The sequence below is a fragment of the Plantactinospora veratri genome (assembly GCF_036421995.1).
Classification (GTDB): Bacteria; Actinomycetota; Actinomycetes; order Mycobacteriales; family Micromonosporaceae; genus Plantactinospora; species Plantactinospora veratri.
The window spans coordinates 158600-184545 of sequence record NZ_JAZGQL010000001.1 but is presented as its reverse complement, the minus strand read 5'-3'; the positions used below and the strand labels follow the sequence as shown (position 1 = coordinate 184545).

At 72.4% G+C, this 25946-nt stretch carries 23 protein-coding genes; 9 read left to right on the top strand and 14 right to left on the bottom strand.

The window, feature by feature from the left end:
• The first annotated feature begins 286 nt into the window (after positions 1–286).
• Complete coding sequence (locus V1634_RS00805) at positions 287–1687, top strand: fibronectin type III domain-containing protein (protein ID WP_331205773.1); 1401 nt, start codon at positions 287–289, stop codon at positions 1685–1687.
• Between the two features lie 24 nt (positions 1688–1711).
• On the opposite strand, the gene V1634_RS00800 is transcribed toward V1634_RS00805, so the two are convergent.
• The 7 genes from V1634_RS00800 to ssd form a co-directional block, all read right to left on the bottom strand.
• Entirely contained in the window at positions 1712–2128 is a 417-nt protein-coding gene (locus V1634_RS00800) for an Rv3654c family TadE-like protein (protein ID WP_331205772.1), read from the bottom strand.
• Positions 2129–2211: 83 nt separating this feature from the next.
• A complete protein-coding gene (locus tag V1634_RS00795) occupies positions 2212–2580 on the bottom strand; it encodes a TadE family type IV pilus minor pilin (RefSeq protein WP_331205771.1) in 369 nt (122 codons plus the stop codon).
• The gene (locus V1634_RS00790; protein ID WP_331205770.1) at positions 2577–2747 is read right to left on the bottom strand and encodes a DUF4244 domain-containing protein; all 171 of its coding nucleotides are present in this window, start codon (positions 2745–2747) and stop codon (positions 2577–2579) included. The genes V1634_RS00795 and V1634_RS00790 overlap by 4 nt, the downstream gene beginning before the upstream one ends.
• 21 nt (positions 2748–2768) lie before the next feature.
• Positions 2769–3377, bottom strand: a complete 609-nt coding sequence (locus tag V1634_RS00785; protein WP_331206092.1) for a type II secretion system F family protein — start codon at positions 3375–3377, stop codon at positions 2769–2771.
• 260 nt (positions 3378–3637) lie between these two features.
• Positions 3638–4501, bottom strand: coding sequence for a type II secretion system F family protein (locus V1634_RS00780; protein WP_331205769.1), 864 nt, complete (start codon positions 4499–4501; stop codon positions 3638–3640).
• Complete coding sequence (locus V1634_RS00775) at positions 4498–5769, bottom strand: TadA family conjugal transfer-associated ATPase (protein WP_331205768.1); 1272 nt, start codon at positions 5767–5769, stop codon at positions 4498–4500. Before V1634_RS00775 ends, V1634_RS00780 begins: the two co-directional genes overlap by 4 nt.
• 70 nt (positions 5770–5839) lie before the next feature.
• The gene (gene ssd, locus V1634_RS00770; RefSeq protein ID WP_331205767.1) at positions 5840–6955 is read right to left on the bottom strand and encodes a septum site-determining protein Ssd; all 1116 of its coding nucleotides are present in this window, start codon (positions 6953–6955) and stop codon (positions 5840–5842) included.
• Between the two features lie 329 nt (positions 6956–7284).
• On the opposite strand from ssd, the gene V1634_RS00765 reads away from it, so the two are divergent.
• The 3 genes from V1634_RS00765 (at position 7285) to V1634_RS00755 (ending at position 10266) form a co-directional block, all read left to right on the top strand.
• Complete coding sequence (locus V1634_RS00765) at positions 7285–8337, top strand: alpha/beta hydrolase (RefSeq protein ID WP_331205766.1); 1053 nt, start codon at positions 7285–7287, stop codon at positions 8335–8337.
• A gap of 101 nt (positions 8338–8438) precedes the next feature.
• Positions 8439–8852 carry a VOC family protein gene (locus V1634_RS00760; protein WP_331205765.1) on the top strand — a complete coding sequence of 138 codons (414 nt, stop codon included), beginning with the start codon at positions 8439–8441 and terminating at the stop codon, positions 8850–8852.
• Between the two features lie 613 nt (positions 8853–9465).
• Complete coding sequence (locus V1634_RS00755; RefSeq protein WP_331205764.1) at positions 9466–10266, top strand: HAD family hydrolase; 801 nt, start codon at positions 9466–9468, stop codon at positions 10264–10266.
• A 19-nt stretch (positions 10267–10285) separates the two neighbouring features.
• On the opposite strand, the gene V1634_RS00750 is transcribed toward V1634_RS00755, so the two are convergent.
• Positions 10286–11077, bottom strand: coding sequence for a Fic family protein (locus tag V1634_RS00750; RefSeq protein ID WP_331206091.1), 792 nt, complete (start codon positions 11075–11077; stop codon positions 10286–10288).
• A gap of 191 nt (positions 11078–11268) precedes the next feature.
• On the opposite strand from V1634_RS00750, the gene acs reads away from it, so the two are divergent.
• Both acs and V1634_RS00740 read left to right on the top strand, forming a co-directional pair.
• Positions 11269–13236: an acetate--CoA ligase gene (gene acs, locus V1634_RS00745; protein ID WP_331205763.1), complete on the top strand. Its 1968-nt coding sequence runs from the start codon at positions 11269–11271 to the stop codon at positions 13234–13236.
• A gap of 406 nt (positions 13237–13642) precedes the next feature.
• Positions 13643–15955 carry an immune inhibitor A domain-containing protein gene (locus V1634_RS00740; protein ID WP_331205762.1) on the top strand — a complete coding sequence of 771 codons (2313 nt, stop codon included), beginning with the start codon at positions 13643–13645 and terminating at the stop codon, positions 15953–15955.
• Positions 15956–16043: 88 nt separating this feature from the next.
• On the opposite strand, the gene V1634_RS00735 is transcribed toward V1634_RS00740, so the two are convergent.
• Positions 16044–17210: a C45 family peptidase gene (locus tag V1634_RS00735; protein WP_331205761.1), complete on the bottom strand. Its 1167-nt coding sequence runs from the start codon at positions 17208–17210 to the stop codon at positions 16044–16046.
• Positions 17211–17374: 164 nt separating this feature from the next.
• Between V1634_RS00735 and V1634_RS00730 the strand changes: the two genes are divergently transcribed.
• Together V1634_RS00730 and V1634_RS00725 are read left to right on the top strand one after the other, a co-directional pair.
• Positions 17375–17515 carry a hypothetical protein gene (locus tag V1634_RS00730; protein WP_331205760.1) on the top strand — a complete coding sequence of 47 codons (141 nt, stop codon included), beginning with the start codon at positions 17375–17377 and terminating at the stop codon, positions 17513–17515.
• Complete coding sequence (locus V1634_RS00725; protein ID WP_107262209.1) at positions 17512–18453, top strand: alpha/beta fold hydrolase; 942 nt, start codon at positions 17512–17514, stop codon at positions 18451–18453. The genes V1634_RS00730 and V1634_RS00725 overlap by 4 nt, the downstream gene beginning before the upstream one ends.
• A 55-nt stretch (positions 18454–18508) precedes the next feature.
• On the opposite strand, the gene V1634_RS00720 is transcribed toward V1634_RS00725, so the two are convergent.
• Both V1634_RS00720 and V1634_RS00715 read right to left on the bottom strand, forming a co-directional pair.
• Entirely contained in the window at positions 18509–18874 is a 366-nt protein-coding gene (locus V1634_RS00720; protein WP_331206090.1) for a hypothetical protein, read from the bottom strand.
• On the bottom strand, positions 18871–22026 hold the full coding sequence (locus tag V1634_RS00715) for an SseB family protein (RefSeq protein ID WP_331205759.1): 3156 nt from the start codon (positions 22024–22026) through the stop codon (positions 18871–18873). The genes V1634_RS00720 and V1634_RS00715 overlap by 4 nt, the downstream gene beginning before the upstream one ends.
• 185 nt (positions 22027–22211) lie before the next feature.
• Between V1634_RS00715 and mycP the strand changes: the two genes are divergently transcribed.
• Positions 22212–23471 carry a type VII secretion-associated serine protease mycosin gene (gene mycP / locus V1634_RS00710; protein ID WP_331205758.1) on the top strand — a complete coding sequence of 420 codons (1260 nt, stop codon included), beginning with the start codon at positions 22212–22214 and terminating at the stop codon, positions 23469–23471.
• A 113-nt stretch (positions 23472–23584) separates the two neighbouring features.
• Here mycP and V1634_RS00705 read toward each other — a convergent pair whose 3' ends face one another.
• The 3 genes from V1634_RS00705 to eccB all read right to left on the bottom strand — a co-directional run bounded on the left by V1634_RS00705 (position 23585) and on the right by eccB (position 25885).
• A complete protein-coding gene (locus tag V1634_RS00705) occupies positions 23585–23878 on the bottom strand; it encodes a WXG100 family type VII secretion target (protein WP_331205757.1) in 294 nt (97 codons plus the stop codon).
• A gap of 23 nt (positions 23879–23901) precedes the next feature.
• Positions 23902–24222: a WXG100 family type VII secretion target gene (locus V1634_RS00700; protein ID WP_107262201.1), complete on the bottom strand. Its 321-nt coding sequence runs from the start codon at positions 24220–24222 to the stop codon at positions 23902–23904.
• 256 nt (positions 24223–24478) lie between these two features.
• Complete coding sequence (gene eccB, locus V1634_RS00695; protein ID WP_331205756.1) at positions 24479–25885, bottom strand: type VII secretion protein EccB; 1407 nt, start codon at positions 25883–25885, stop codon at positions 24479–24481.
• Positions 25886–25946: the final 61 nt, after the last annotated feature.

Sequence of the window (25946 nt, the reverse complement as noted above, 5' to 3'; positions counted from 1 at the left end):
CCCCCGGCGCTGACGGGACGGACGCCGGGATGGCCGGAGCAGCCGAACAGCTCGACTGCGGCGTGGAGATGGCGCGCGCGACATCGCTCACCGGAAATTTAGTTTTGCCTCCAAACTAAGTCAATAGATGCGCACCGATCACATTCGGGCGAAGCCGCACCCCTCGTGATCGCATTGACACGCTCAAATTTCCACACATACAGTTGATATTCCTCACGCTCAGTCATCGCCGCTGGTCCGGTGGCTCTGGCTCCGCCCGGTACCCTCCCGAAGGCAGGTCGCCGCCGTGTCCATCCCCGTCAGCACCGTGGTCGGCCACGACCGACCCGCCCGCCGCCGCCCGTACGCCCCGATGGCTCCGATCGCCGCCGGGCTGGTGCTGGTCGGCACCGCCGCCCTCGCGATCGTCCTGCCCTCGACCGTCGCCAGCGCGGTCGACGACGCCGCAGTGGCCGCAGAAGCCGCAGTGGCCGCGAACGCGGACGTCAAGGCGCGCCCGGACACCAGAGGATTCACGGACGGCGCGGGGCTCACCGGCGCCGGGGTGGTGGCGGCGCCGCTGTTCACGGACGACTTCGAAGACGGCAACGCGGTCGGCTGGTCGACCGTCGGCGGACAGTGGTCGGTCGGCGGCGACACCACGCAGGCGTACCGGCAGCGTTCGGGCAGCGCCCTCGCCACTGCCCGCAGTGGCGACCCGAACTGGACCGACTACACGGTCAGCGCAGAGGTCAGGCCGACCGCGCTGGACAGCGCGCGCTCCTCGATCGGGCTGCTCGCCCGGGTCCACTCCACGACCAGCCACTACTACCTGAACCTTCGCGGGAACAGTCAGCTCGAACTCGGCAAGCTCGTCTCCGGTCGGACCACCGTGCTCGCCTCCGCCCCGGTGACGGCGGCGATCGGTGGCTGGCAGACGCTGCGGCTCGCCCTCCGCGGCGACCAACTCGTCGGGCGACTCGGGTCCGCCTCGGTCACCGCCATCGACGGCCAGTTCCGCCAGGGCCGGATCGGCCTGAGCACCAGCTACGCCACCGGATGGTTCGACAACGTCCTGGTGGAGCCGTCGGCCCCGGACATCCAGCCACCGACCACGCCCGGCCGGCCGCAGGTGCTCTCCGTCGTACCGGGTGCGGTCACCATCACCTGGCCGGTCTCGACCGACAACGTCGGAGTGACGCAGTACTACGTCTACCAGGGCGACCAGTTCTACACGCAGTACCTGGCCCGGGTCGTACCGGACAACGCCCCGCTGACCCTGCAACTGGCTCCGACGGCGGCCCAGACCCACTTCTCGGTCACCGCTCGCGACGCGGCCGGCAACACGTCGGGGTTCTCCGCCCGTACCTCCGTCCGGCAGCCGCCGAGCTTCCCGCGCAGCGGTGACAACACCGTCGCGCCCAGCCCACCGGGCGCCCCCGTGGTCACCGCCGTCACCCCGAACGGGTACCTGGTCGCCTGGGAACCGGCGACGGACGACATCGGCGTGGTCGAATACCACGTCTACCACGTGTTCGCGGTGGACGAGATTCGGGTCGAGGCCAAGGTCAGCACCAACACCGCCGTGATCGCGCCGCGCGGCGGCTACGAGACGATCTACGTTGTCGCGTACGACGCGTCGTGGAACGCCAGCAGCAGTCCCACCGTGCAGCTCCTGCCACCGCCGACACCGCCGGCTGCCCGGTAGGGCCGGCGAGCCGGTGATCTTCGCCTAGGTGGCAACCGGGCCGGTCTCCTCGCCGCGGACCGGCCCGGCTCGGGCTGTCGCGCGGGCGACCCTGGTCATCCCCGGCAGGGGTTCGACCGTCACCTCGGAGGTGACCAGGAGATCGAGGCCGTCCAGCGTGCAGCCGGTGATCCGGGCGCTGTTCGCGGCGGCGATGGCCGTTGCCCGGGCACAGGCCCGATCCGGCCCCTCCAGCACGTGGACGGCTCCGGCGAGCGCACCGAGGTCTGCCGCGACCCGGGCCTGGTGCCGGGCCACCCGGGCGGCGCCGATCGCCGCCGCGCCAAGGCTGAACACCACGAGTACCAGTCCCACGGCGAGCAGCCAGAGGGTGGCGCTGCCCCGATCGGCCCCGCCGGATCGCGAGATCGGGTGGTCTCCTCGGCCAGTCGGACGCTGCACAGTTGATCGGCACCGGGGCCGGTCGCACCGACTCCAGTCGAGTCCGTCACGGGCCCGGGGCGGGATGCGGTCCGCGGCCGTTCTCATGAGAGCGGCTCCGGTGCACCCGGTTCTACCGCCGCCACCGCGATCGCGCTGACCGTCAACCGGGGCAACCGCGCACCAAATGCGCGCACCGGTGCCCGTACGGTGGCGACCACCCGGTCACCGGTCACCGAGACCGACACCGTCGCCCCCGCCGGTGCCGCCCGCGCCCCGGCGGGTATCCCCGGCGCACCGCGGGAGGTGGCCAGGGCCGCCTCCCGCGCCGCGTCCACACACTGTCCCTTGGTGGTCACCGCGTTGACGGCGGTGAGCCCGGCGAGCAGCAGCAACACCAGCGCCGGCAGGCCGGCCGCCAACTCGGCGGTGAACGAGCCCCGGTCGTGGTCGACCGGCCGGCGCCGGTTCACGACAGGGCCCGGTCGATCACGCTCGCCAGTGCGGCCTGCACCCGGCCGGAGGTGAGTACCTTCAGCAGGATCCCGGCGAAGGCGACGGCGGCGAGGGTGCCGACGGCGTACTCGGCGGTGTTCATCCCGGCATCGCCACGGAGCCGGACGGTCAACTTGCGCAGCATGGAGTTCCCTTCTCGGATCGGTCAGAGCACGTCGCCGAGCACGGCGACGATCACCGGCACCAGGCCGGCGAGAATGAAGGCCGGCAGGAAACACAGGCCCAGCGGCAACACGATCAGCACCCCGGCCCGCCTGGCCGCCGCCTCGGCCCCGGTGACCCGGTCGGCCCGCAGGTCGTCGGCGAGTCGGGTCAACGCCCCGGCCAGCGCCGCCCCACTCGCCGAGGAGCGGACCGCCGCCGACGTCAGCCGCTCCGCGCCCGGCACCGGCCCGAGGCGCGCCCACGCCTCCTCCGGAGTACCGCCGAGCCGGAGGGTCCGGCCGACCTCGGTGAGCCGCTCGCCGAGCGGACCGGCGAGTGCCTCCGCGACCGCGCAGACGGCCCGGTCGACCGGTGCGCCGGCCCGTAGTGCCGCCGCGAGCAGGTCGGCCGCGAGCGGCAGATCGGCTGACTCACGCAGCCGACGTCGCCGCACGGCAGCTGGTTCGAGCCGGCGGAGCAACCGGTCGAGGCCGACCGCCGTGGTCGCTCCGAGCAGTACGCCGAGCCAGCCGCCGAGCAGAACTCCGGCCGCCAGCCCGGCCAGCCCGGCGGCCAGCCGGACCAGGTCGATCCGGCCCGACCAGCCCACTGTGCTCTCGCCCCACCCGCGCCGACCCCTGTCCCGTCCGCGTCCCGACTGTCGGTCGCCGCGCTCGTCGAGAACGTTGCGCGGGTAGGTGCTGGCGTGGCCTGCCCGGCACTCCGCCGGCCTGGCCGCCGGGGTGGACGGCCCGACGATGCCGAGTGCGGAGAGCCGCCCCCGGGACGACCGGCGGGCAGGAACCCCGACCAGCGCCAGCAGCAGGGCGAGGCCGATCAGAACTCCCGGGACCAGCATCCGCATCATCGTCAGCGCCCCGAGGTGGCGGCCGAAGCGAACTGGCCGGCCTCACGGTCGGTTCTGCCGGTACGGACGGCGCCGCTGAGCCGGCCCGCCCAGAACAGGCCGGCGAGTTGCAGGGTGACGGCGCCGACCGCACAGGCGGCACCGATCGGGGTGTGCAACAGGATCGCCAGGGGGTCGACGCCGATGCCGTAGCCCAGCGCGATGCCGCCGGCCGGCAACCCCGCCAACAGCCAGGCGGTGGCACGGGCACCGGCCGCCTGCGCCTCGGCGGCGGCGAGCCCCCGGTCCATCGCCCGGGCGTCGGCCTCGATCCGCTCCAGAAGGTCGGCCAGGGGCGCGCCGGTCTGCTCGGCCAGGCGTACCGCCGACCGGGCGAGACCGGCGAGTCGGTCCGATCCGTCGGCCGCCAGCATGACGGTCGACGGCGGCAGCCCGGCTCGCAGGTCGGCGGCGAGGCCGCAGAGTGCGTCGAGCTGGCCGCGGTGTGCCCGTTCGGCCCACCGGCCGGCCCGGCGGCGCAACAGACCGCGGACCGCCATTCCGGTGTAGGCGGCCACGGCGAGCGCCGCGACCGGGCCGCCGGCCAGCGTTCCGCCGACGCCGCCCAGCACGACACCGACGACCACGGCCCGCCAGGGCGGCACCGAGGCGAGCAGCCGATCCAGCGCGGTCGCCCAGGAGACCGGCGGACCTGCCGAGTCGACCGCTGCCGGTCCGGCTCCTCCCGGATGGCGCCGCAGCCCGAGGCGTACGCCGTCGCGCCGGCCGACCACCGCCCTGCGCCGGACCCGAGCGCGGCCGGCCGGCCAGCCGACCAGGAGCGCCGCGCCGGCCAGGCAGGCACCTGCCAGCCACCAGTTCGTCACGGCGCACCCCGAGTGATCTCCCGACGGGCGGAGGGCTGCGGCCACGACCGGGGCGCGGTGCCGGTGGCGACACCGGAGCAACCGGTCCGACCTGTGCCGACGGCCTCCAGCAGGGGCGGCACCGGCACTCCCCGCTCGGCGAGCAGCGCCGCCAGTGCCGGAGCGGCTGGTCCGAGACCCCGGTCCCGACGCCAGGCGGGTACGACGGTGACCAGCCGCTCCGAACCCGCCGGCAGCAACAGGCAGACCGCTTCCAACACCCGTCCCGTCGACGCGCGGCGTACCTGGAGCAGCACCTGGAGTGCGGCGGCCACCTGGGCATGCAGGGCCGGTCGGGGCAGGCCGCCGAGCAGTCCCAGTGCCTCCAGCCGGGCCGGTACGTCCGCCGGGGCGTTGGCGTGCAGGGTGCCCGCCCCGCCGTCGTGGCCGGTGTTGAGGGCGGAGAGCAGGTCGACCACCTCGGCGCCCCGACACTCGCCCACCACCAGCCGGTCGGGACGCATCCGCAGGGCCTGTCGCACCAGGTCGCTCAGCCCGACCGAGCCGGCACCCTCCACGTTCGAGGTCCGGGCCTGAAGTCCGACCACGTGTGGATGCACCGGCCGCAGTTCGGCGGCGTCCTCGACCAGCACGATCCGTTCGGTCGGTGGCACCAGCCCGAGCAACGTGTTCAGCAGGGTCGTCTTGCCCGAACCGGTTCCGCCGACGACCAGGTAGGCGAGCCGGGCGGCGACCACCGCGGCGAGCAGCGCGGCGGCGGCACCGGGCAGGGTGCCGTGGCGTACCAGGTCGTCGAGGGTGAACGGGCGCTGGCGGAAGGTACGCAACGACAGGTAGGGCCCGCTGGTCGCCACCGGCGGCAGTACGGCGTGCAGGCGGGTACCGTCCGGCAGGCGGGCGTCGACGTACGGGCTGCCCTCGTCCAGCCGTCGACCGCAGGCGGCGGCGAGCCGTTGGGCGAGCCGGCGTACCTCGTCGGGGCCGCCGAGCGGAACCGACACCGGGGAGAGCCCGGTGCCCCGGTCGACCCAGACCTTGGTCCCGTTGACCAGCACGTCGGTGACCTGGTCGTCGGCGAGCAGCGGCGTCAGCGGACCGGCACCGACCAGGTCGTGGTGCACCCGGGTGGCCATCCGTAACACGGTGGTGTCGCCGAGGACGGCCGCGCCGGGCTCGGCACGTACCGCCGCGACGACGGCGGCCGGGGTCACCGTCGTCCCCTCGGCGGCGAACCGGCGCCGGACCCGGGCGGCAAGGTCGTGCCTCACGGCCGGGCCGCCTCGGTGCGGGCGGCACCCCTCCGAGCCGGGTGACGGCGGGCGGCACCATTCCGGATGCTCATCGGGCCTCCACCGGAACGCCGGCCGCACCGGTGAGGTCGGTGATGATGCGTTGGCAGAGCGCCGCGAGCGGACCGCGTCCGGCCGCCGCCGGGGCCTCGCCGCGTTCCAGGTTGCGGCAGAGTCCCGGCTCGGGCCGCAGCGTGCCGACCAGCGGGAGGTCGAGCGCCCGGGCCACCTCGCGGGCCTTGAGTCGGCCCGGAGCGGGGCCGCGCACGATGACCGAGAGGTTGGCGCAGTGCAGTCCAGCGACCGCGACCACCCGGGCCGCCGCAGCGGTCGCCCGCAACTCGGCGGGGACCAGCACGAACGCCTGGTCGGCCGCCTGGAGTGCGATCACCGCCGCGTCGTCGAGCTGCCGGGGCAGGTCGACGACGACGAGGTCGCGGCCGCGCCGGCCGGCGTCCATGGTGGCCGCCATCGCCTCGACCGGCAGCGCCAGCAGGTCGCCACGATCCCAGGAGAGCATCACCAGGTCACCCCGGCTGGGCAGCGCCCGGACCAGCGCCGGCGCGTCGACTCGGCCGTCCGCCTCGGTGAGCGCGGGCCAGCGTAGCCCCTCCAACTGTTCCCAGCCGAGAACCAGGTCGAGGCCGCCACCGAGCGGGTCGGCGTCGACCAGCAGCGTACGCAGGCCGCACCGGGCCGCCGTGATGGCGAGCCCACCGGCCAGTACGCTCGCGCCGGCCCCGCCGCGCCCGCCGATCACCGCGACGATCCGGGCCGGGCCACCCACCGCACCGCCGCGACCGGTGACGCACTCGCCGAACCGGTCGACGAGCCACGGCTCGGCCGCCGGCAGCACGGCGACGTGTTCGGCACCGAGCAGCCCGGCGACCTCCCAGCCGCCGTCCTCCTCCCCGGAGCGGCCGACCAGGATGACGCGGGGTCTCCTGGGCAACCTCGCCCGCAGGCAGGCCTGCGCCTGGTCGGTGCCGACCAGCACCAGCGGTGCGGCGGCCCAGCGAGACCGGGCGGTCGCCGGTTCGGCGGCCACCTCCACCTCGCCGCCGCCCGCCGCCGCCAGCCGGAGCAGCTCGTCAAGTAGCTCGTTGTCCGAGGTCACGACCAGGGGCAGGCGCGGTCCGGGGCGGACCGGGGTACGCGGTGGCATCACGTCCTCCAGCGGGGGGAATCCGGCTCCAACGGGCGGTCCGGTTACCGCCACACCTTGGCGTCCCGAAACCTCCGTTGCCGGCACCGGAAATCCGTGCTGTGGATAACTGGGGTGGTTGTGGACAACCCCCGTCGAGTCAGTGGATCTGGTATGCGCACCAGCGCCGCCAGCGGCGATCCCGGCGACGGGTACGAGCGGCTTCCCGCGTACCCGAAGGGGTTCGCCGGCCTGCGGCGACCAGGCCATATTCGCCACCGGCGGGGGTAACCGAGCCGCGTGGTCGCTACCGCGCGACGCAACCGTGCAGATCGGGAGAGGGAGCCGTGATGGCGCAGTCCGTGCGCATGACCTCGGTGGTACTGGAACCGGCCGCGCAGGAGGTGGTCCGGGCGACGGCCAACCCGCCGTATCCGTTCCAGCTCGCACCGGAGAAGGGGCGGGCGAAGCTGGTCGAGATGCAGTCGGGCAGCACCCCCCGCCCGGAGGTCGACATCGAGGACATCATGGTGCCCGGCGGCCCCACCGGGCAGGTACCGGTCCGAATCGTCAAGCCCCGGGGCGCCGGCCGGCTCGGCGGTCCGGGCGGCGGGCTGGGCGACCGCCTCCGCGCCGCCGCCGAGGAGATGATGCGGCCGCGCGGGGTCGGCGGCATGCTGCCGGCGGTGCTCTACATCCACGGCGCCGGCTGGGTCTTCGGCGACTCCCTCACCCACGACCGGCTGATCCGCGAACTCGCGGTACGGTCCAACTCGGCGATCGTCTTTCCCGAGTACAGCCGGGCGCCGGAGGCGCGCTATCCGATCGCGATCGAGGAGTGTTACGCGGTCGCGCAGTGGTTGGCCAGCGAGGGCGACGACTACGGCCTGGACCCGACCCGGATCGCCATCGCGGGCGACTCGGTGGGCGGCAACCTGGCGACGGTGGTGACGATGCTGGCCAGCCGGCGCGACGGGCCGTGCTTCGCCCGGCAGATACTGCTCTATCCGGTCACCGACGCCGATTTCGACACCCCGTCCTATCAGGAGTTCGGCAGCGGCTACTACCTGTCCCGGGAGCAGATGATGTGGTTCTGGGACCAGTACCTGCCGGACCGGGCCGAGCGGTCCGACCCGATGGCGTCACCGCTGCGGGCCGGTCCGGAGCAGCTCCGGGGCATGCCGCCCACCCTGATCACCACCAACGAGGCGGACGTGCTGCGCGACGAGGCCGAGGCGTACGCGGCGAAGCTGCGCCGAGCCGGCGTACCGGTGACCCAGGTGCGCTACCAGGGCATCATCCACGACGCGGCGATGCTGGACCCGCTGGCCACCACCCAGGCCGCGCAGGCGATCACCGCCCAGGCCGCGACGACGCTCGCCCAGGCCCTGCACCACGAGTAGCCCGCCGGGACGTCGACGCATCGTCGCACGTCGACGCCAGGCCGGCCGGGACGGCGGTGGGAGCCGCGCCGTATCGGCCCCGTCCTCGTATGGTTGGCCTGGTGAAGACCCTCCACACGGCGTACCGCGTCTCGGACCTCGCCGCGTCGCTCGCCTTCTACACCGCGCTCGGGTACGTCCCGGTCGGCCGCATCGACGTCGGGGACGGCGCGAGCCTGACCGTGCTGAAATTTCCGGACGAGGATGTCGTGACGCTGGAGCTGGTGCACCGGCCGGCCGCCGGACCGGTGGACGTGGGCACCGGGTTCAGCCACCTCGTCGTCCAGGTCGACGACCTCGCCGGCACGGTCGACGCGCTGATCAGGGCTGGCCTCTGGCCGGGCCCGGTGGAACGACCCGCCGGTGCACACGGCCCGCAGACCTCGTGGCTCACCGATCCGGACGGTTACCGGATCGAGTTGGTGCAGTGGCCACCCGGACACGCCGACGGAATCACCGCCGCCGACTTCGCATAGCAACCGGGCCGGCACCGTGCAACCGGGGCCTGGAGCCGGGCAACCGCCTGCGCCGGGCGACCGGGTCGACCGCACGGGTAGCGGGGCCCGTTGTTTGAGTAGGAGGCGAGGGATCACTTGAGTAGCACCGGATCGCGCTCCGGCCCGTACCCGGTACCGGTGCTCCGCCCGACGGGTGGCGCGGCGCGACGGGCGCCGTCCGGGAACGCGGACCGGCCGCAACCCGGTACCGGAAACAGCCTCGACCATCGTGACCAGCGTGAATGCGCTTTACCGCCAAAAGCGACGACCCCCGTCGGGGGGAGACGGGGGTCGTCTGGGGTTCGGCTCCGGGGGGGTCGAGCCGAACCCGCCCGGCGGTCACGGGGGGTGCGACCGCCGAGGTCTACCGAGCACAGAGGATATGAAAGTGTGTCGCAACTACAAGCATGCCTGAGTCGACCCGTATACGTCGAGTGGCGTTAACTTCCACTCCCTGCGAAAGTCCGCCTTCACCCTGTGACCGTGATCACGCCGAGGCTGATCGGCCGATCAGGGGGTAACCGGTCGGCAGGTGCCAAACGTGACCCCGCGCACCCGCTGACCATAGACCATCCGGCTAGACTTTCGCGCCGTGGGCCGAAGCGCCGCTTTCTTCGATCTGGACAAGACCGTCATCGCCAAGTCGAGCGCGTTGGCGTTCGGTCGGCCGTTCTACCGGGACGGGCTGATCACACGCCGCGACGTGGTCAAGTCCGCGTACGCCCAGCTGATGTTCCGGCTGGGTGGCACCGACGAGCAGACGATGGCGCGTACCCGCGACTATCTGGCGACCCTGTGCAAGGGCTGGCCGGTGGAGCAGGTCCGGCAGATCGTGGCCGAGACGCTGCATGAGCTGATCGACCCATACGTGTACGCCGAGGCCGCCGCCCTGATCGAGGAGCACCAGGCGGCCGGCCGGGACGTCGTACTCGTCTCCGCCTCCGGCGAGGAGATGGTCCGGCCGATCGGTGAACTCCTCGGTGTCGCCGACGTGATCGCCACCCGGATGACGGTGGTGGACGGGCGGTACAGCGGCGAGGTGGAGTTCTACGCCGCCGGCCCCAGCAAGGTCGACGCGGTCGGCGAGCTGGCCAAGGAGCGCGGCTACGACCTCACCGCGTCGTACGCCTACTCCGACTCGATCAGCGACCGCCCGCTGCTGGAGTGTGTCGGCCATCCGAGCGCGGTCAACCCGGACCGGGCGCTGCGCAAGCTCGCTGTGGAGAACGGCTGGCCGGTGCTGGAGTTCCGGCACCCCGTACCGCTCGGTCGCCGGCTCCGGGAGCGTCCCGCCGTGCCGGTCGCGGCGGCGGCGATCGGGGTCGGCGTCGGGGTCGCCATCGGCATCGCCTGGTACGGCCGGCACCGCCGGGCCCGCGCCACCACCGCCTGACCACCTGCCGTCGCCTCTCCTACCTGCCGTCGGCCGGCGGCGGGCTCGCCAGAACCTCGTCGCCGATCTCGGTCAGCCGCTCCGCGCCGATCTCCACCGCCGTCGCGTAGTGCCGGAGCCAGGAGCGGAGCCCGTCCGGCGTACCGGTGGCGAAGGCGCCGGCCGCGCCGACGTACTCCGGCTCGCGCTCCAGGTGCCCCAGGTCGACCGCGACCAGGCCGCGCGGGTCGAAGCCGGTGGAGAGCAGGGTGAGCCGGGCGGCGGCCCGGGCGACCACCCCGGACGGCCCGGCGAAGGGTCGCAGCGCCAGCAGTTCCCCGTGTACGACGGCAGCCAGCACCACCGGCGGGACCGACGTGCCACCGGCGACCAGTCCGGCCAGCCCGTCCAGCCGGGCGCCGAGCGCGTGCGGCACGCCGGCCCCTTCGGCGGCGTACTCCGGGGCGGGGCGGCCGAGCGCCTCCTCCGGTACCGCTGCGCGGGCGGCCAGGGTGTGCAGCCGGGCGAGCACCTGACGGGGGGCCTTCGGCCAGAGGTCGGCCAGCCCGGGCAGCGCACCGGCGACCCGGAGGGCACCTTGCAGCACGGGGTCGGTCACGGTGCCCGCGCGGACCGTCTCGCGCTCGTGGGCGTACCCCTCGAGGGCGGAGCTGGCCACCGCGGACCGGAGGCTTACCTCGGCCGCGACCTGGCCGCCGTGCCGGCGCAACGCGCGGTGCCGCAGCGCCTGGTCGACCCGCTCGCGGGCCCGGTCGACGGCGGGCGCGACGTCGGCGAGGTCCAGCAGCGGGGCGAGCGGGTCGGCGGCCATGCTGTCACCGTAGTTGCCGGTCAGCGCGGGCCGGCGCCGGGCGCCGGAAGCGGCCCTGACCGGCGAGCGCCGCAGCGCGGCCATTCGGCGCGTCTGGTCGCGCGAGTGGCATGGACCCCTCGCCCCGGCTACCAGGCCCGATTAACCTCCTACCGAACGACACTGACGCGATGCCTGAGGAGCCACCCACCATGAGCGAGACTCTGGCAAACCTTTTGCAGGAGACCCGGCAGTTCCCGCCGCCGGCCGACCTTGCCGCCGCCGCCAACGTCACCGCGGACGCCTACGAGGATGCCGCCGGGGACCGGTTGGCGTTCTGGGCCCGGCAGGCGGGCCGGCTGGACTGGGCCAGGGAGTGGGACCAGGTCCTCGACTGGTCGAACCCGCCGTTCGCGAAGTGGTTCGTCGGCGGGAAGCTCAACGTCGCCTACAACTGCCTGGACCGGCACGTCGCCGCCGGGCACGGCGACCGGGTGGCCATCCACTGGGAGGGCGAGCCCGGGGACACCCGCACCCTCACCTACGCCGACCTGCTGGCCCTGACCAGCCAGGCGGCGAACGCGCTGACCGACCTCGGGGTCACCGCCGGGGACCGGGTGGCGATCTACCTGCCGATGATCCCGGAGGCGGCGGCGGCGATGCTCGCCTGCGCCCGGATCGGTGCCACCCACAGCGTCGTCTTCGGCGGCTTCTCCGCCGACGCGCTGACCAACCGGATCCAGGACGCCAGCGCCAAGGTCGTGATCACCGCCGACGGCGGGTTCCGCCGGGGCAAGCCGTCGGCGCTGAAGCCGACCGTCGACGAGGCGGTCGCCAAGTGTCCGACGATCGAACGGGTGCTGGTGGTCCGGCGTACCGGGCAGGAGGTGGCCTGGAACGACGAGAAGGACCTGTGGTGGCACGAGACGGTGGAGACCGCCTCGACCGAGCACACCGCCGAGGCGTTCGACGCGGAGCACCCGCTCTTCATCCTCTACACCAGCGGCACGACGGCGAAGCCGAAGGGTATCCTGCACACCTCCGGCGGCTATCTGACCCAGGTCGCCTACACCCACCACGCGGTCTTCGACCTGAAGCCCGAGACCGACGTCTACTGGTGCAGCGCCGACATCGGCTGGGTGACCGGGCACTCCTACATCGTGTACGGCCCGCTGGCCAACGGCGCCACCCAGCTGATGTACGAGGGCACCCCGGACACCCCGCACCGGGGCCGCTTCTGGGAGCTGGTGCAGAAGCACCGGGTGACCATCCTCTACACCGCGCCCACCCTGATCCGCACCATGATGAAGTGGGGCGACGACATCCCCCGGGAGTACGACCTCTCCTCGCTGCGCCTGCTCGGCAGCGTCGGCGAGCCGATCAACCCGGAGGCGTGGATCTGGTACCGGGAGAACATCGGCCGGGGCGAGTGCCCGGTGGTCGACACCTGGTGGCAGACCGAGACCGGCGGCATCATGATCTCTCCGTTGCCCGGGGTGACCTCGACCAAGCCGGGCAGCGCGATGCGCCCGCTGCCGGGAGTCAGCGCCGAGGTGGTGGACGACCAGGCGCAGCCGGTGCCGAACGGTGGCGGCGGCTTCCTGGTGCTGACCGAGCCGTGGCCGTCGATGCTGCGCACCATCTGGGGCGACGACCAGCGGTTCATCGACACCTACTGGGCCCGTTTCGAGGGGCTCTACTTCGCCGGTGACGGTGCGAAGAAGGACGACGACGGCGACCTGTGGCTGCTCGGCCGGGTCGACGACGTGATGCTGGTGTCCGGGCACAACATCTCGACCACCGAGGTGGAGTCGGCGCTGGTCTCGCACCCGTCGGTCGCCGAGGCGGCGGTGGTCGGCGCGACCGACCCGACCACCGGGCAGGCGATCGTCGCCTTCACCATCCCGCGCGGCTCCGTCGACAGCGAGGGGAACGCGGGCGAGGCGCTCATCGCCGAGTTGCGTGAGCACGTCTCCAAGACCCTCGGCCCGATCGCCAAGCCCCGGCAGATCATGCTGGTGCCGGAGTTGCCGAAGACCCGCTCCGGGAAGATCATGCGCCGGTTGCTGCGCGACGTGGCCGAGAACCGCTCGCTCGGTGACGTCACGACGTTGCAGGACTCCTCGGTGATGGACCTGATCTCCTCCGGCATGCACTCCGGCAAGTCCGACGAGGACTGAACCGGCGCCGGCCGGGCCGGCGGCGGTCGCCGCCGAGACCGCAGGCAACACGATGGGCGGACCCGCTCCGGGTCCGCCCATCGTCGTCCGGGCCGGAGTGGTCGGGCTGGTCAGCGGGTACGAGCCGGTGCGCGGAGCCGGCTTCACATACACGGTTACCGCCGCGCGGACGTGGTACGAACGGCCAGGGTTCCCGCTGTGGCCGAATCGTGACATTCGCATGTCCGAAAATAGGTGACCGTTAGAATGCTTTCGCCCTGATTAGACGTGGATCCGACTACCCCGACGAGCCGTGCTCGACCCGTGACAGGGTTCGGTCGATCTGCAATTGTGGTGGTCGCTTCTGATGACAGCGCCCGCCAACAGCCGGCCTGTCTTGTAACACTTCCACAAAGGAGGAGGACCTTTGAGGAGACGAGTCACAGCCGGTCTGGCGGGTGCCACGGCCGCGCTGTTGGCCGCCGGCGCGGTCGCCGTGCCGGCGTCCGCCGCTCCGGCGGCGCCTGCCCCGGTGGACCGGGAACCCCAGGGTGCGGCCCACCGGGCCGACAACCTGCCCGACCCGCTCGCGGAGGAGCACCAGCAGGTCCGCAGGGAGGCCATCTCCGCCCTGCTCTCCGGCAAGGCCAAGCTACAGACCCGAAACGGGTCGAAGGTCATCCAGATCAAGGCTGACCGGTTCGTCGAATACCAGCAGCCGCCGAAGAGCGACCCGATCTTCAGCATCCTGGTCGAGTTCGGCAACCAGAAGGACCCGCGTACCGGCGGCACCGACGGCCCGCTGCACAACCAGATCAAGCAGCCGGACCGGGTCTACGACGGCGGCGCGACCGACGACAACAGCACGATCTGGCGTGCCGACTACAACCGCCAGTCGTACCTGGACCTCTTCTACGCCGAGGGCAAGGAGTCGATGGCCGACTTCTACCTGAAGCAGTCGGGCGGCCGGTACACCGTCGGCGGCGACGTCAGCGACTGGGTCAAGGTCCCGTTCAACGAGGCCCGGTACGGCAGCAACGAGATCGCCGAGCGGGACGGCTACTGGAACTTCGTCAAGGACACCGCCACCGCCTGGTACGAGTCGCAGGTCGCGGCGGGCAAGACCCCGGAGCAGATCAAGCAGTACCTCGCGCAGTTCGACGTCTGGGACCGGTACGACCACGACGGTGACGGCGACTTCAACGAGGCCGACGGCTACGTCGACCACTTCCAGGCGGTGCACGCCGGTGAGGGCGAGGAGGCCGGCGGCGGCGCGCAGGGCGCGGACGCGATCTGGTCGCACCGCTGGGCCGCCTTCACCGACCTGGCCGGCTCGGCCGGGCCGGAGTTCAACAAGGCCGGCGGGGTGCAGATCGGCGACAGCGGGCTCTGGATCCGTGACTACACCACGGAGCCGGAGAACGGCGGCCTGGGCGTCTTCGCCCACGAGTACGGCCACGACCTCGGCCTGCCCGACCTGTACGACACCCAGGGCGGCGACAACGGCGTCGGGTTCTGGAGCCTGATGGCCTCCGGCTCCTGGCTCAACGAGGGCAAGCAGGAGATCGGCACCAAGCCCGGTTACATGGATCCGTGGTCCAAGCTCTACCTGGGCTGGCTGAACTACTCGACCGTGGACTGGGACAGCGGCACCACGTACGCCACCCTCGGGGCGGCCGGCGACACCGACGGTCTCGCCCAGGCGACCGTGGTGAACCTACCCGGCCAGGAGGTCACCATCCCGTACAACACTCCGTTCGCCGGCGAGCGCGAGTGGTGGAGCGGTACCGGTGACAACCTGAACAACACGCTGACCCGGACCCTCGACCTCAGCGGTGCCACCAGCGCCTCGGTCAACGCCAAGGCGTGGTACGAGATCGAGGAGAACTTCGACTACCTCTTCGCCGAGGTGTCGACGGACGGCGGGTCCACCTGGGCCAAGCTGACCAACCCGCTGATCGAGCCGGGCGAGGCCGGCATCGACGGTTCCACGAACGACGAGTGGGTCGACCTGAACTACGACCTCGCCGCGTACCTGGGCAAGACGGTGCAGTTCCGTTACCGCTACCAGAGCGACAACGGCACCAACTTCGCCGGTGCGTTCTTCGACAACATCTCGCTGGTCAAGAACGGTACGCCGGTCTGGACCGACGGGGCGGAGACCGAGCAGCCGGAGTGGACCGCCCGCGGCTTCACCCGTTCGGTCGGCTCGGTCACCGAGCTGCGTCCGCGCTTCTACATCGCCGAATACCGGACCTACTACGGGTACGACAAGACCCTGGAGACCGGTCCGTACAACTTCGGCTGGCAGAACTCGAAGCCGGACTGGGTGGAGCGGTTCAAGAACCCGCAGGGTCTGCTCGTCTGGTACGTGAACTACGCGTACGAGGACAACGACACCATCGTGCACCCGGGCTTCGGCCTGAACCTGCCGGTCGACGTCCGGCCCGGCCCGATCACGGTGCCCGGGGTCGGCAACGTCACCAACCGGCGCAGCAGCTACGACGCCACGTTCAGCCGGTTCGCCAAGCCGGCGCAGACGTTCCACCTCAACGGGGTGGCGACCACGGTGCCGAAGCTGAACCCGGTGACGGTCTTCAACGACTCGGACCCGAACCGGTACTGGTCGGCGCAGAACCCGATGAACTCGGTCAAGGTCGCCGGCACCGGCACCAAGATCGAGCTGCTGTTGGAGAACCGCCTCATCAGTGACCTGGCGATCATCAAGAACACAAAGTGAGGGGGGGGCGACCGAGCCGAGTTACCCGGGCGGGGGCCGGACGCGCGCGCAGCGCTTCCGGCCCCGCTCGCGTCCGCGCCCGACGCGGTCAGCCGGCGGCCAGGTCCAGCCAGCCGTACCGGTGCTCGCAGGGCGGCCCGGCCGCGATGCCGAACCGACGGTCGTCCAGGTCCAGCAGCACCGAGTAGACCGTCTCGGAGCGCTCGGCCGGCGGCATCCGCTCGTCGACGTGCCGGCAGATGGCGTGCGGAAAACTCGCATGGTCCCGGAAGAGCGCCGCGAGGTCACCCTCGCCGACCTTGCCGACCGCCGCCTTCGGCGCCAACAGCCGCCTGGCCCGGGCGGACCGGAACAGCGACGAGCCGCCGAAATCCTTGATCGTGTCGTAGACCGGCAAGCCCGTCTCCAGGTGGTTGGCGTGCGTGAGGTACCCGTCCACCGGGTGCAGCCAGCCGGCGTCCCCGGGTACCAGCTCCAGGTCGATCAACTCGCCGCCGGCCTCCGCCGCCTGCCCGAGCAGCAGGTTGATCGAGCTGTTCCGGTTGCCCCGCAAGGCGGCCTTCAGCGCCTCGGTCAGGCTCTCCGCCTCCAACGCCGCCCGCAGCAGCACGTGGTACGGCACCCCCGGCTCGACCCCGACCTCGGGCAGCCCGTCCCGATCGCAGCCGAGCATGTTCACGCAGACACCGACACCCGCCGAGTTCAGCCCGGTCTTGGCGACCATGCCCGCCTCGGTCAGGGTCAGCACCGTCAGCCCGCGCTCGTCCCGGGTGGCCAACAGCAACATCACGTCCCGCTGGTCCGGATGCCAGTCCCAGTTCTGCCCGAGCAGCAGGTGGCCGTTGCCGGTGTGGGTGCCGAGCACTCCGGCGGCGGTACACCCACCGGCACCGGCGTCCGGCGGCGGGACGGACCCGCCGTCCCGGTGCCGGCCGTAGATCAGCTCGGTACGCGCGTTCAACGCGTAGATCCGCTCGACCTCGGCCTCGGCCCCCTCGGCCACTCCGTCGAGCAGCTCGGCGACCCGGGGATGGTGCCGGCGGGTCGCCTCCCGGAAGGCCCGGCCGGCGGCGGTCACCGCCGCGTCGTCCAACCCGCCCTCGTCGCGGAACCGGCGCAGGTAGAACTCCAGGTTCGCGGTGATCAGGTCGCGGGCCGCAGCACCGTACCCGGCACCGCACTCGGCCGGGGTGCCCTGCACCCGGACCAGTGGCACCGGCAGGTCGGAGTGGTCTAGCCGACGGGCGGAAGTCATGCCAGCACGCTAACCGGCCGGCCCGGTCGACGTCACCGGCGTTACTGATCCCGTAGTCAGGAGCCCCCGGCCCCGGCGCGGGCGGCCCGGGAAATTCCCGGACGATCCCCTGATCCGTAGGTTGCGGCGGATCCGTCCCGCACCGGTGGCCCTAGGCTGTCGACATGACGGAGCGAACCGGCCAGGTCAGCGAGGAGCGGCGCGGCGGCGGCAGCCGGCTGCGTCCCGACGCCCGGAACGCCGACCGGCGCAGTCGACCGGCCACGGCGGCCGGGCCCGCCGGCACACCGGGGAGGGCCGGATGAGCGAGCGCGGCGCCGGCCGCAGGTCCGTCGTCGACGAGTCCTGCGTACTGGTGGAGGGGCCCTGGACGCACCGCTTCGTCGGCGCTAACGGCAGCCGGTTCCACGTCGTCGAGGCCGGCAGCGGGCCGCTGGTGCTCTTCCTGCACGGCTTTCCCGAGTTCTGGTGGGCCTGGCACGAGATGCTGCCGGCGGTCGCCGACGCCGGCTACCGGGCCGTCGCCGTCGACCTGCGCGGCTACGGCGCCAGCGACAAGCCGCCCCGGGGGTACGACGGCTACACCCTCGCCGCCGACGTGGCCGGACTGATCCGGGCCCTCGGCGAACGCTCGGCGGTACTCGTCGGTGCCGGTGCCGGCGGCATGATCGCCTGGACCGCCGCCTCCTTCCATCCCAGCCTGGTCCGCCGGCTGGTGGTGCTCGCCGCGCCGCACCCGCTGCGGCTGCGCGCCGGCATCTTCGCCGACCCGCGCGGCCAGTTCGCGGCGGCCACCCCGGCGCTGAAGTTCCAGATCCCCCGCTACGAGCACGTGCTGACCCGGGACGACGCGGCGCTGGTCGGCTATTTCCTGCAACGCTGGGGCGGGCCGCGCTGGGTCGAGAGCCCCGGCTTCGCCGACTACGCGGAGCGCTGCCGGCAGGCGATGCGGATCCCGCAGGCGGCGTTCTGCGCGATGGAGGGCTACCGGTGGGCGTTCCGGTCGGTGCTCCGGCTGCACGGCTACCGGTTCGTCAAGCTGATGCAGAAGCCGCTGGTCACCCCGACCCTGCAACTACACGGCGCCCTGGACCAGGCGTCGCTGCCGCGTACCGCCCAGGGCTCCAGCCGCTACGTGGTGGCCCCGTACGAGTGGCGGCTGCTCGACGACGTCGGCCACTTCCCGCACGTCGAGGCGACCGACCTGGTGCTGGGCGAGGTGCTGCGCTGGGCCAAGTCCTGACGGCCGTGCCGACCGTCCCCGGCCCGGGCCGCCGGGCGGCCGCCCGGAGAACGCCTTAGGCGCGGTTCTCGCGCAGGTCGGTCACCTCGGCCGCCGGTGCCCAGCCCTGGTAGACGCCGAAGTCGAACGCCTCCAGCCCCATCGCCTCGGCGACCGGCCAGCGGCCGCCGGTGTACTCCACCCGCAGCCAGTTGTCGTGCTGGGCGAGCACGATGAAGGGCTGGCCCTGCCACGAGCACCTGGTCCGGACGTAGACCAGTTCGCCGACCTCGGCCGCGGCCACCACCCGGACGTACCGCCCGGGACGGACCTCCTCGAAGCCCTCGCCCGGTTCCGCCTGGTAGAGGCGCACGTCGTCACCGGCCGGGCTGGCATCGTATTCCCGGCCGCGCCACTGGGCAACGTAACCGTCGCGCATCAGTCCTCCTCGGCCCGACGCCAGACGGGTACGTCGCAGTCCAGCGTCGCCACCAGCCGCTCCGTGCCGTCGAGACCGATCCGGTGCAACTGCGCGCCGTGCGGCAGCCGTACGCTGTCCACCTTGAACTCGGCCACCACGTCACTGCTCTCGCCGGGCGCGAACCCGTTGCCCCGGAACGGCGGCCGCTCGATCACCCAGCCCTCCATCGCCCGCATGGCGGCCTCGTTCTGCCCACCGTACGGAATCCGGTAGAGGCTGGGCCGGTACGCCGGCCAGCGGAGTACGTAGATCTCCTCGGCGTCCCGGTCGAAGGGCGACCCCGGGTGGTTGAGGCCGAGCGCGGCGTAGAGCTTCGCCGGGGTGCGCAGGTGGGCGACCTCGGACGCCCGGTGCACGAAGCCCGACACCCGGTCGTAGCCCCGGTCGAGATAGTAGGAGAGCTGGCTGGGGGCGATGGTCTTCTGCATCATCGTCGGCCGCCCCGGGTCCTCCGGAGCCGGCGCGTACGTCGACCGGGGCGCCTCCTCCTCGGCCGGAGCCTGCGGGGCCGGCTCGCCGGTGTCGTCGCCGAGCCCCACCTCGGCGGCCCAGTTCGCCAGCGCGACGATCTGCCCACCCGGCAGCTTCGCCCCGACCGGGGTGCCCGGGTTGACCGCGAACGAGTAGTTGTCGTCCGGCCACCGCCGGATCAACCGGGCGAACTTGACCTCGACCGTGTCGATGGTCTCGGGCAGGTGGTCACCGAGCCGCTCCGGCGAGGTGAACACCACGACGTAGCGCTCCCCGTCCAGCAGCTCGGTACGCCACTCGAAACCGTCGTCACCGGGTCGGGCGCCCGGGGCCGAGTTGAACGCCACCGGCAACAGCACCCTGGCGAGCAGCAGGGTGGAGAGGAACGTGTCGGTACTGCCGTCACCGGCCGCGTCGAGCAGGCTCTGCTCGACCTCGTTGGCCGGGGTGAAATCCGACGGTAGCCGGCGGGCGGGGGCCGGATCGGCCCCGCCCGGTGCCTCGGCGACGACGCCGCCGGCCGGCGCCTCGGGCGCGGCGGGTCCGCTCGTACCCGGGACAGCGTCCGGCTGCCGGCCGCCGGCCGCCCCGGCCGGGGTCGGTTCGGTCGGGGCCGCTCCGGCGGGAGTCTGGTGCGTCGGGGGCATTCCAGTGGAGATCGGTTCGGTCGCAGCCGTTGCGGAATCGAACTGCTCGGTGACCTGCGGGCCGACGGGGAACCGTTCGGTGACCTGGGCACCGGCGTACTGCTCGTCGACGGGGGTACCGGCGGCGTACTGCGCCCGGGCCGATCGGCCGGCGGAGAACTGCTCGGCGACTCGACCGGCGGAGAACTGTCCGGTGACCGACGAGGCCGCGCCGAACCGCTCACGGACACCGGGACCGGCGGAGAACTGCTCGCGCGCCGGTCGGCCGGCGGTGGCCTCTCCGATGCCGGCCGGGCCGGTGGAGAACTGCTCGCTGGGTGTCGGGGCGGCGGTGAGGTTCTCGGTGGGCAGCGAGCCCATCGTCAGAGAGCCTGTCGGGAACGAGTGGCCGTCGAACGACTGGCTGAGGCCCGTGCCGGTCCGGATCGGCTCGGTCGGACCGGCTCCGACGGTTTCGGGGCCGGTCGCTTCCGGATCGGCCGCAGTCCAGCTCGCGGAAACCGGATCGGTGGCGGGCCGGCTCGCGGAAACCGGATCGGCCGGTGCGTCGTCGGCCGGGCGCCGGGATACCGGGGTGAACAGCGACGGCTCGGCGTGCCCGGGTGCTGCCGTCCAGGGCTGCGGCGCCGGAGCCTCCGGCGGCGGCGTCCGCTGGGCGACCGGACCACCGGGCCGCTCCTGCGGAGTCTCCACCGCCTCGATGGGCCGGTCGAGCTGCTGGCCGACGGGACCGTGCCAGGCCGGCGGCGGAGCGGCCGGCGCATCGCTCGACGGCGGCGCGGACACCGAGGACGGCGGAGCAGCCGGCGTTTCCGCGCCGGAACTCCCGTTCGCCCTGCTCGCCGAGGTGGGTCGGCCCGGTCCCGCCGGTGTCATCCAGCCCGCCGAGGTGTCCTCGGAGATCTGGCTGCCGAACTCTCCGCCCAACCCGCTGCGGGCCGGCGTCGGGGCGATCACCGGCACCGTGGCCGGGGTGCCGGTCGGCGGGACCGGTGCCGGTGCCGGAGACGAGGGGAATACTGTCGGATCGTCCGACGACGGGGCCGTCGCGGCTGGTTCGCCGGCCGGCGGCATCATCGTCGGAGCGGCTTCGGTCGCCGTCTCGTCGGGCCGGGACTGCTCGACCGGCTCCCGCACCGGCTCCACCGGCCAGGACGACTCGACAGGCTCCCGGTACGTATCGATCGACTCACGGAACGACTCGACCGGCTCCCGCGACGACTCGACCGACCAGGACGACTCGGCCGGCTCGCGGTACGACTCGGCCGGCTCGCGGTACGACTCGGTCGGCTCCTGAGACGCCTCGACCGGCTCCTGGAACGCCTCGGGTGACCGCGGCGGCAGCCCCGGCGAATCCGCGTCCACCGGCCGGAAGAACTCGGCCGACTCCCGCGCCGTGCCGGGCGAACGCAGCGGCAACCCGTCGGACCCAGCCGGTCGGAACGGCATCCCGTCCGGCTCGACCGGCCGGAACGCCCCGGCCGGCTCGGGCTCGGCCCGGTGCGGCGGCCCCTCCGGCGGGCGACGCGGCACGGCCGCCGTGGCCCGGGCCCGGGCGGCCCGCTCGACCTGCTCCAGCCGCGCCCGCGCGCCCATGCTGCGACCGGGGAGTCGTACATCGCCCCGGGAAAGCTGGGAGACGAACCAGGCGGGCAGGTATCCCTCGATCGGCAGGCCCGGATTGACCGCGAGCCACCACTCCGGGTTGGGCCAGCCGGCCGCCAACTCCGGATAGGCTGCCCGTCGGGTCGATCCGGCGTTCTCGGCAAGACACGCGCGCAGGGCGGCGGTGGAGGTGAATGCGAGTACGTGTGTCCGGCCGCCGGTGGTCCAGGTGCCCCAACCCATCGGCGCACGCCCGGCGAGCGCCTCGGCGGAGACCGGCAGCAGCAGATCGGTACGGGCGAGAATGCGGAAATAGAGTTCCTGGTCGCCCGCGCGCAGTGCGTCCCGCATCGCGGCCTCGGTCTCGGTGGCCGGCTCCCATTCGGTCACGGCCACCTCCCTCTCGCCGAACAGGCCACAAGCATCGCGTACAACCTACAAGGTGGGGACCGGATCACAATGCTTGGCCGGCGGTGGATGCCGTCGCCGACGATCCACCGATAGCATCCGGTGGGCGGGTCGAAGCGTTGACGATCCGGCCCGATGGCGGACCGAACCAATTTCGGAGGCGACCGATGCCTGGCCGGACAATACGACTCACGCTGATCGGCGCCGTCACCATACTGGTGGTCCCGCCGATCGCCGCCGGCCCGGCCACGGCGGCACCGCTCGCCCCGCCGGTCGCCCAGCGGGTCCTGCCCGGCTGTGACAACAACACCCCACCCGCCCAGCCCATCACCACGATGCCGTGGGCGCAACAGCGGTACGCCCCTGAGCGGCTCGCACCGCTGGCCACCGGAGCCGGCGTGACGGTCGCCGTGATCGACTCCGGCGTCGACAAGACGCACCCGCAGATGAAGGGACGGGTGCTGCCCGGGCGGGACTACCTCAACCCCGGCCTGGACGGTACGCGGGACTGCGTCCGGCACGGCACCGGCGCGGCCAGCATCATCGCCGCCACCCCCCGGGAGGGGGTCCCCTTCCGGGGACTGGCACCGCAGGTCAAGATCCTTCCGGTACGGGTCTCCGAGAAGAAGGTCATCGAGGGGAAGGAATCGGGCGAAAGCGTAACCGTCGAAAAATTTGCCGAGTCGATCCGCTGGGCGGTCGACAACGGGGCGGACGTGATCAACCTCTCGATCGTCTACTACCAGGACAACCCAACGCTCAAGCGGGCGGTGGAGTACGCCCTGGAGAAGGACGTGGTGATCGTCGCCGCCGCCGGAAACCTCTACACGGACAAGAACCCGAGGCCGTACCCGACGTCGTACGACGGGGTGATCGGGGTCGGCTCGGTCGGCGAGGACGGGCTGGTCTCCCAGTTCTCGCAGCGCGGCGACTACGTCGACCTGGTCGCCCCCGGTGGCAACGTCGTGATCGCGGCACCGGAGCGCGGGCACCTGCTGGACAACGGCACCAGTTTCGCCACCCCGTTCGTGACCGCCACCGTGGCACTGATCCGGCAGTACTGGCCCGAGCTGAACGCGCGGCAGGTGACACAGCGGCTGCTCGCCGCCACCGATCCGGTGCCGGGCTCCGACCGAGACGCCTACGGGGCCGGGCTGCTCAACCCGTACCGGGCGGTCACCGACACGGCGGCACCGGCCCGGCGTCAGGAGGCCGCTGGGCTGCCACCGCACCGGGTCGACCCGGTGGAGGTGGCCCGGGCGGAGCGGCGTTCGGAGAGCCAGGAGCGGGCGCTCTGGGTCGCCGGCCTCGCCGGCACCGTCGCACTGCTGGCGCTGCTGCTCGCCGTCGTACTGCCCCGGGGAGCGCGCCGCGGCTGGCGTCCCGCCGCCCCGGCGTCCCGGCAACCCTCCCGAGAGGCGTCCTAGCCCTCGCCACCGGCAGGGTGCCGACGCGCCCGGAGGCGGTACGCGCAAGCAGATGCCCCGGGTGCGGCGCGGATCGCGGCAGCCCGGGGCAGTCTGGGTGGTGCGGGAAGGCCTTACTGGAACAGGCCGGTGTTCTTCTTCTCGGTGCTGAGGTAGTCGGCGGCGGACTCGTCCAACGCCATCTTGATGTCACGCAGCATGGTGGACATTTCCTGCGCACCCTGACGCCACTTGGTCTGGCGCTGGAAGTACGCCTGCTGCGCCTCGCCCTCCCAGGTGTTGACCAGCGGCGCGGCGTCCGACTCCAGCTGGTCCAGCTGCGAGTCGAGCGTGTTCAGCGCCTTCTGGATATCCGCGCTGGCCTGCTGCAACGCGGCAAAATTGACGACAAGAAGGCCGTCACTCATCGGATCTTCCCTCCCCGGTCAAATCAGAGCGGCAGCGTCATGCCGCCGGCGTTGGTGGCGTTCATCCGGCTCGACGCCTCGGTGTCGGACGCGTCGTACTGCTGGCCGGAGGTACGGATCGCGGTCGCCGTCTCGCGCAGCGCGCGGTGGATCTGCTCCTGGTTCTGCGACCACTGCTGCTTGACCTGCTCGAACGAGCGGCCACCAGCACCACGCCACGCGCTCTGCAACACCTCGAGCTCGCCCATCAGGCTGCTGAGCATGCTCTGCAGCGACTGGTCGACCGACTCGAACTTCGTGGCGGTCTGTTCCATCACCGCGGCTTCTGCCTGCGTCTGGGACACCCCCGAAGTCACCCCGCTCCCTTAACTCGTCGTCAACCCGGGACGCCCACTGTGGACCCCCGGCTCGTGTCCGCCACCCCCGCAGGGTCACGGCACAACTTGGCAATTACTTCCGTAGCCGACGGTAGCGGGCCAGGGCAAGGCTTGGATACCCCCTCTGGGCACCCTGTGGACAAACCCGTACCGCAATGAACCGGACCGTCGGCTACCGACGGTCACCGATATTCTCTCCCACCAGCGCACTTCTCCGCTCGCCCTATTGCACGCCGGCCCGGTCCCGGGCCTTCGCCGGATCCAGCGCCGGTCCGTCCGGAATGAGCGTGACCAGGGTGCTCGGCATCCGTACCCGCTTGGCGGCGCCGTAGCCGAGGTTGCCCAGCACCTCGCCGCTGGTCACCGGATGCCGCCGGCCCTGGTCGGTGACGACCGAGATGGCCCCGCCGGTGGCACCGGGCGAGGCGGTCGCCTCGACCACCACACCGCGACCCGGCTCCAGCACCACCTGGTCGGCGAGCGCACCGCCGCGCGCCGACTGTGCCGAGGTGGCGGGCGGGTCGGGGATCCCGGACATGTCCGCGCCGATCCGGATGCCCTGCACCCCACGGTCGTCGGGGACGTCGCCGCAGATCACACCCCCCTCCGCCGGTGCGATCTGCGGCGTGGTCGCCGGTGCCGCCGCGTCGTTGCCGGGCACCAGGTCGCCCTTCTTCGGCATCGCGCCGTACTCGCCCTGGGAGAGCTTGGTCTCCTCGCCCTGCTTCACGACGTCCTTGGTCAGCAGGATGTTGGCCTGCACCTCGGTGATGTTGTAGAGGCCGTCGCGCTTGGCCACCGCGTACTGGCCGCCGCCGCCCTGCCGCTCGACCAGGAAGACCTCGCCGATCTTCGCGCCCTGCACCGCCTCGGACGGGTCACCCGCGTCGGGAATCCGGATCTCGTCCAGGTCCGCCCCGGCGGGCAGCGCGTTGAGCAGGGCCGGCGCCACCGGCACCCGCCGCTGGCTGCCCCAGGTCAACGCGCTGATGATCAGGTCAGGATTCTGGATCAGGTGCCGGCGGTTGTGCCAGATCAGGAAGAGCTGGCCGTTGGGGTGCTCCGCCAGCAGGCCCTCGTCGCCCAGCTCCCGGCCGCCGGGCGCCGCCCTGCCGATCAGCAGTGTCGACTGTGGCTGCCCGCCGCCGCCACCGGTACGCGGCTCCGAGCAGATCGTCCAGCCGCCGGAGAGCAGCCGGTTGTTCGGCGGCAGCGACTCCGGCAGGTCGCGGATGCCCAGCGTCACGCCGCGCGGCTGGCCCTCCAGCGACTTGCGCGACACCGACACCGTCTTCGGGGCGGGCTGGCCGACGATGAGCAGCGCCGAGGCGTAGTTGAGCACCGGATGCAGGGTCTGGGTGTCGCTGATGTAGACGTACTGCGCGCCGGACTCCTTCTCGACGATCACCACCGCCGAGTCCTTCCACTTCGTCGCACCACCGCCGACGAAGACCCCGTAGACCACCGAGCCGCCGATCCCGATCAGCGCGATCAGCACGCTGGCCAGGGTGGCACCGGCCGCCCGCCGGAACGGCGACTGCGCGGGATCGGTCTCCCGCATCACCAGCGCGCCCACCACTCGCTGGACCATGAACTGGTAGGAATGCAACTGGTCCTGCCGCGACGGCATGCGGGCCCCCTCTCCGGTTGGTCCGGCCCATACGATAGGCCCCTGAGCGAATTGCGGGGGG

Bases quoted from the DNA above. Each gene is read 5' to 3' on its own strand.
- V1634_RS00790 (WP_331205770.1), bottom strand. From the start codon at position 2,747: ATGCTGCGCAAGTTGACCGTCCGGCTCCGTGGCGATGCCGGGATGAAC.
- eccB (WP_331205756.1), bottom strand. From the start codon at position 25,885: ATGCCGTCGCGGCAGGACCAGTTGCATTCCTACCAGTTCATGGTCCAG.
- V1634_RS00765 (WP_331205766.1), top strand. From the start codon at position 7,285: ATGGCGCAGTCCGTGCGCATGACCTCGGTGGTACTGGAACCGGCCGCG.
- V1634_RS00750 (WP_331206091.1), bottom strand. From the start codon at position 11,077: ATGGCCGCCGACCCGCTCGCCCCGCTGCTGGACCTCGCCGACGTCGCG.
- V1634_RS00730 (WP_331205760.1), top strand. From the start codon at position 17,375: ATGACGGAGCGAACCGGCCAGGTCAGCGAGGAGCGGCGCGGCGGCGGC.
- V1634_RS00735 (WP_331205761.1), bottom strand. From the start codon at position 17,210: ATGACTTCCGCCCGTCGGCTAGACCACTCCGACCTGCCGGTGCCACTG.
- V1634_RS00705 (WP_331205757.1), bottom strand. From the start codon at position 23,878: ATGAGTGACGGCCTTCTTGTCGTCAATTTTGCCGCGTTGCAGCAGGCC.
- ssd (WP_331205767.1), bottom strand. From the start codon at position 6,955: ATGCCACCGCGTACCCCGGTCCGCCCCGGACCGCGCCTGCCCCTGGTC.
- V1634_RS00725 (WP_107262209.1), top strand. From the start codon at position 17,512: ATGAGCGAGCGCGGCGCCGGCCGCAGGTCCGTCGTCGACGAGTCCTGC.
- acs (WP_331205763.1), top strand. From the start codon at position 11,269: ATGAGCGAGACTCTGGCAAACCTTTTGCAGGAGACCCGGCAGTTCCCG.
- mycP (WP_331205758.1), top strand. From the start codon at position 22,212: ATGCCTGGCCGGACAATACGACTCACGCTGATCGGCGCCGTCACCATA.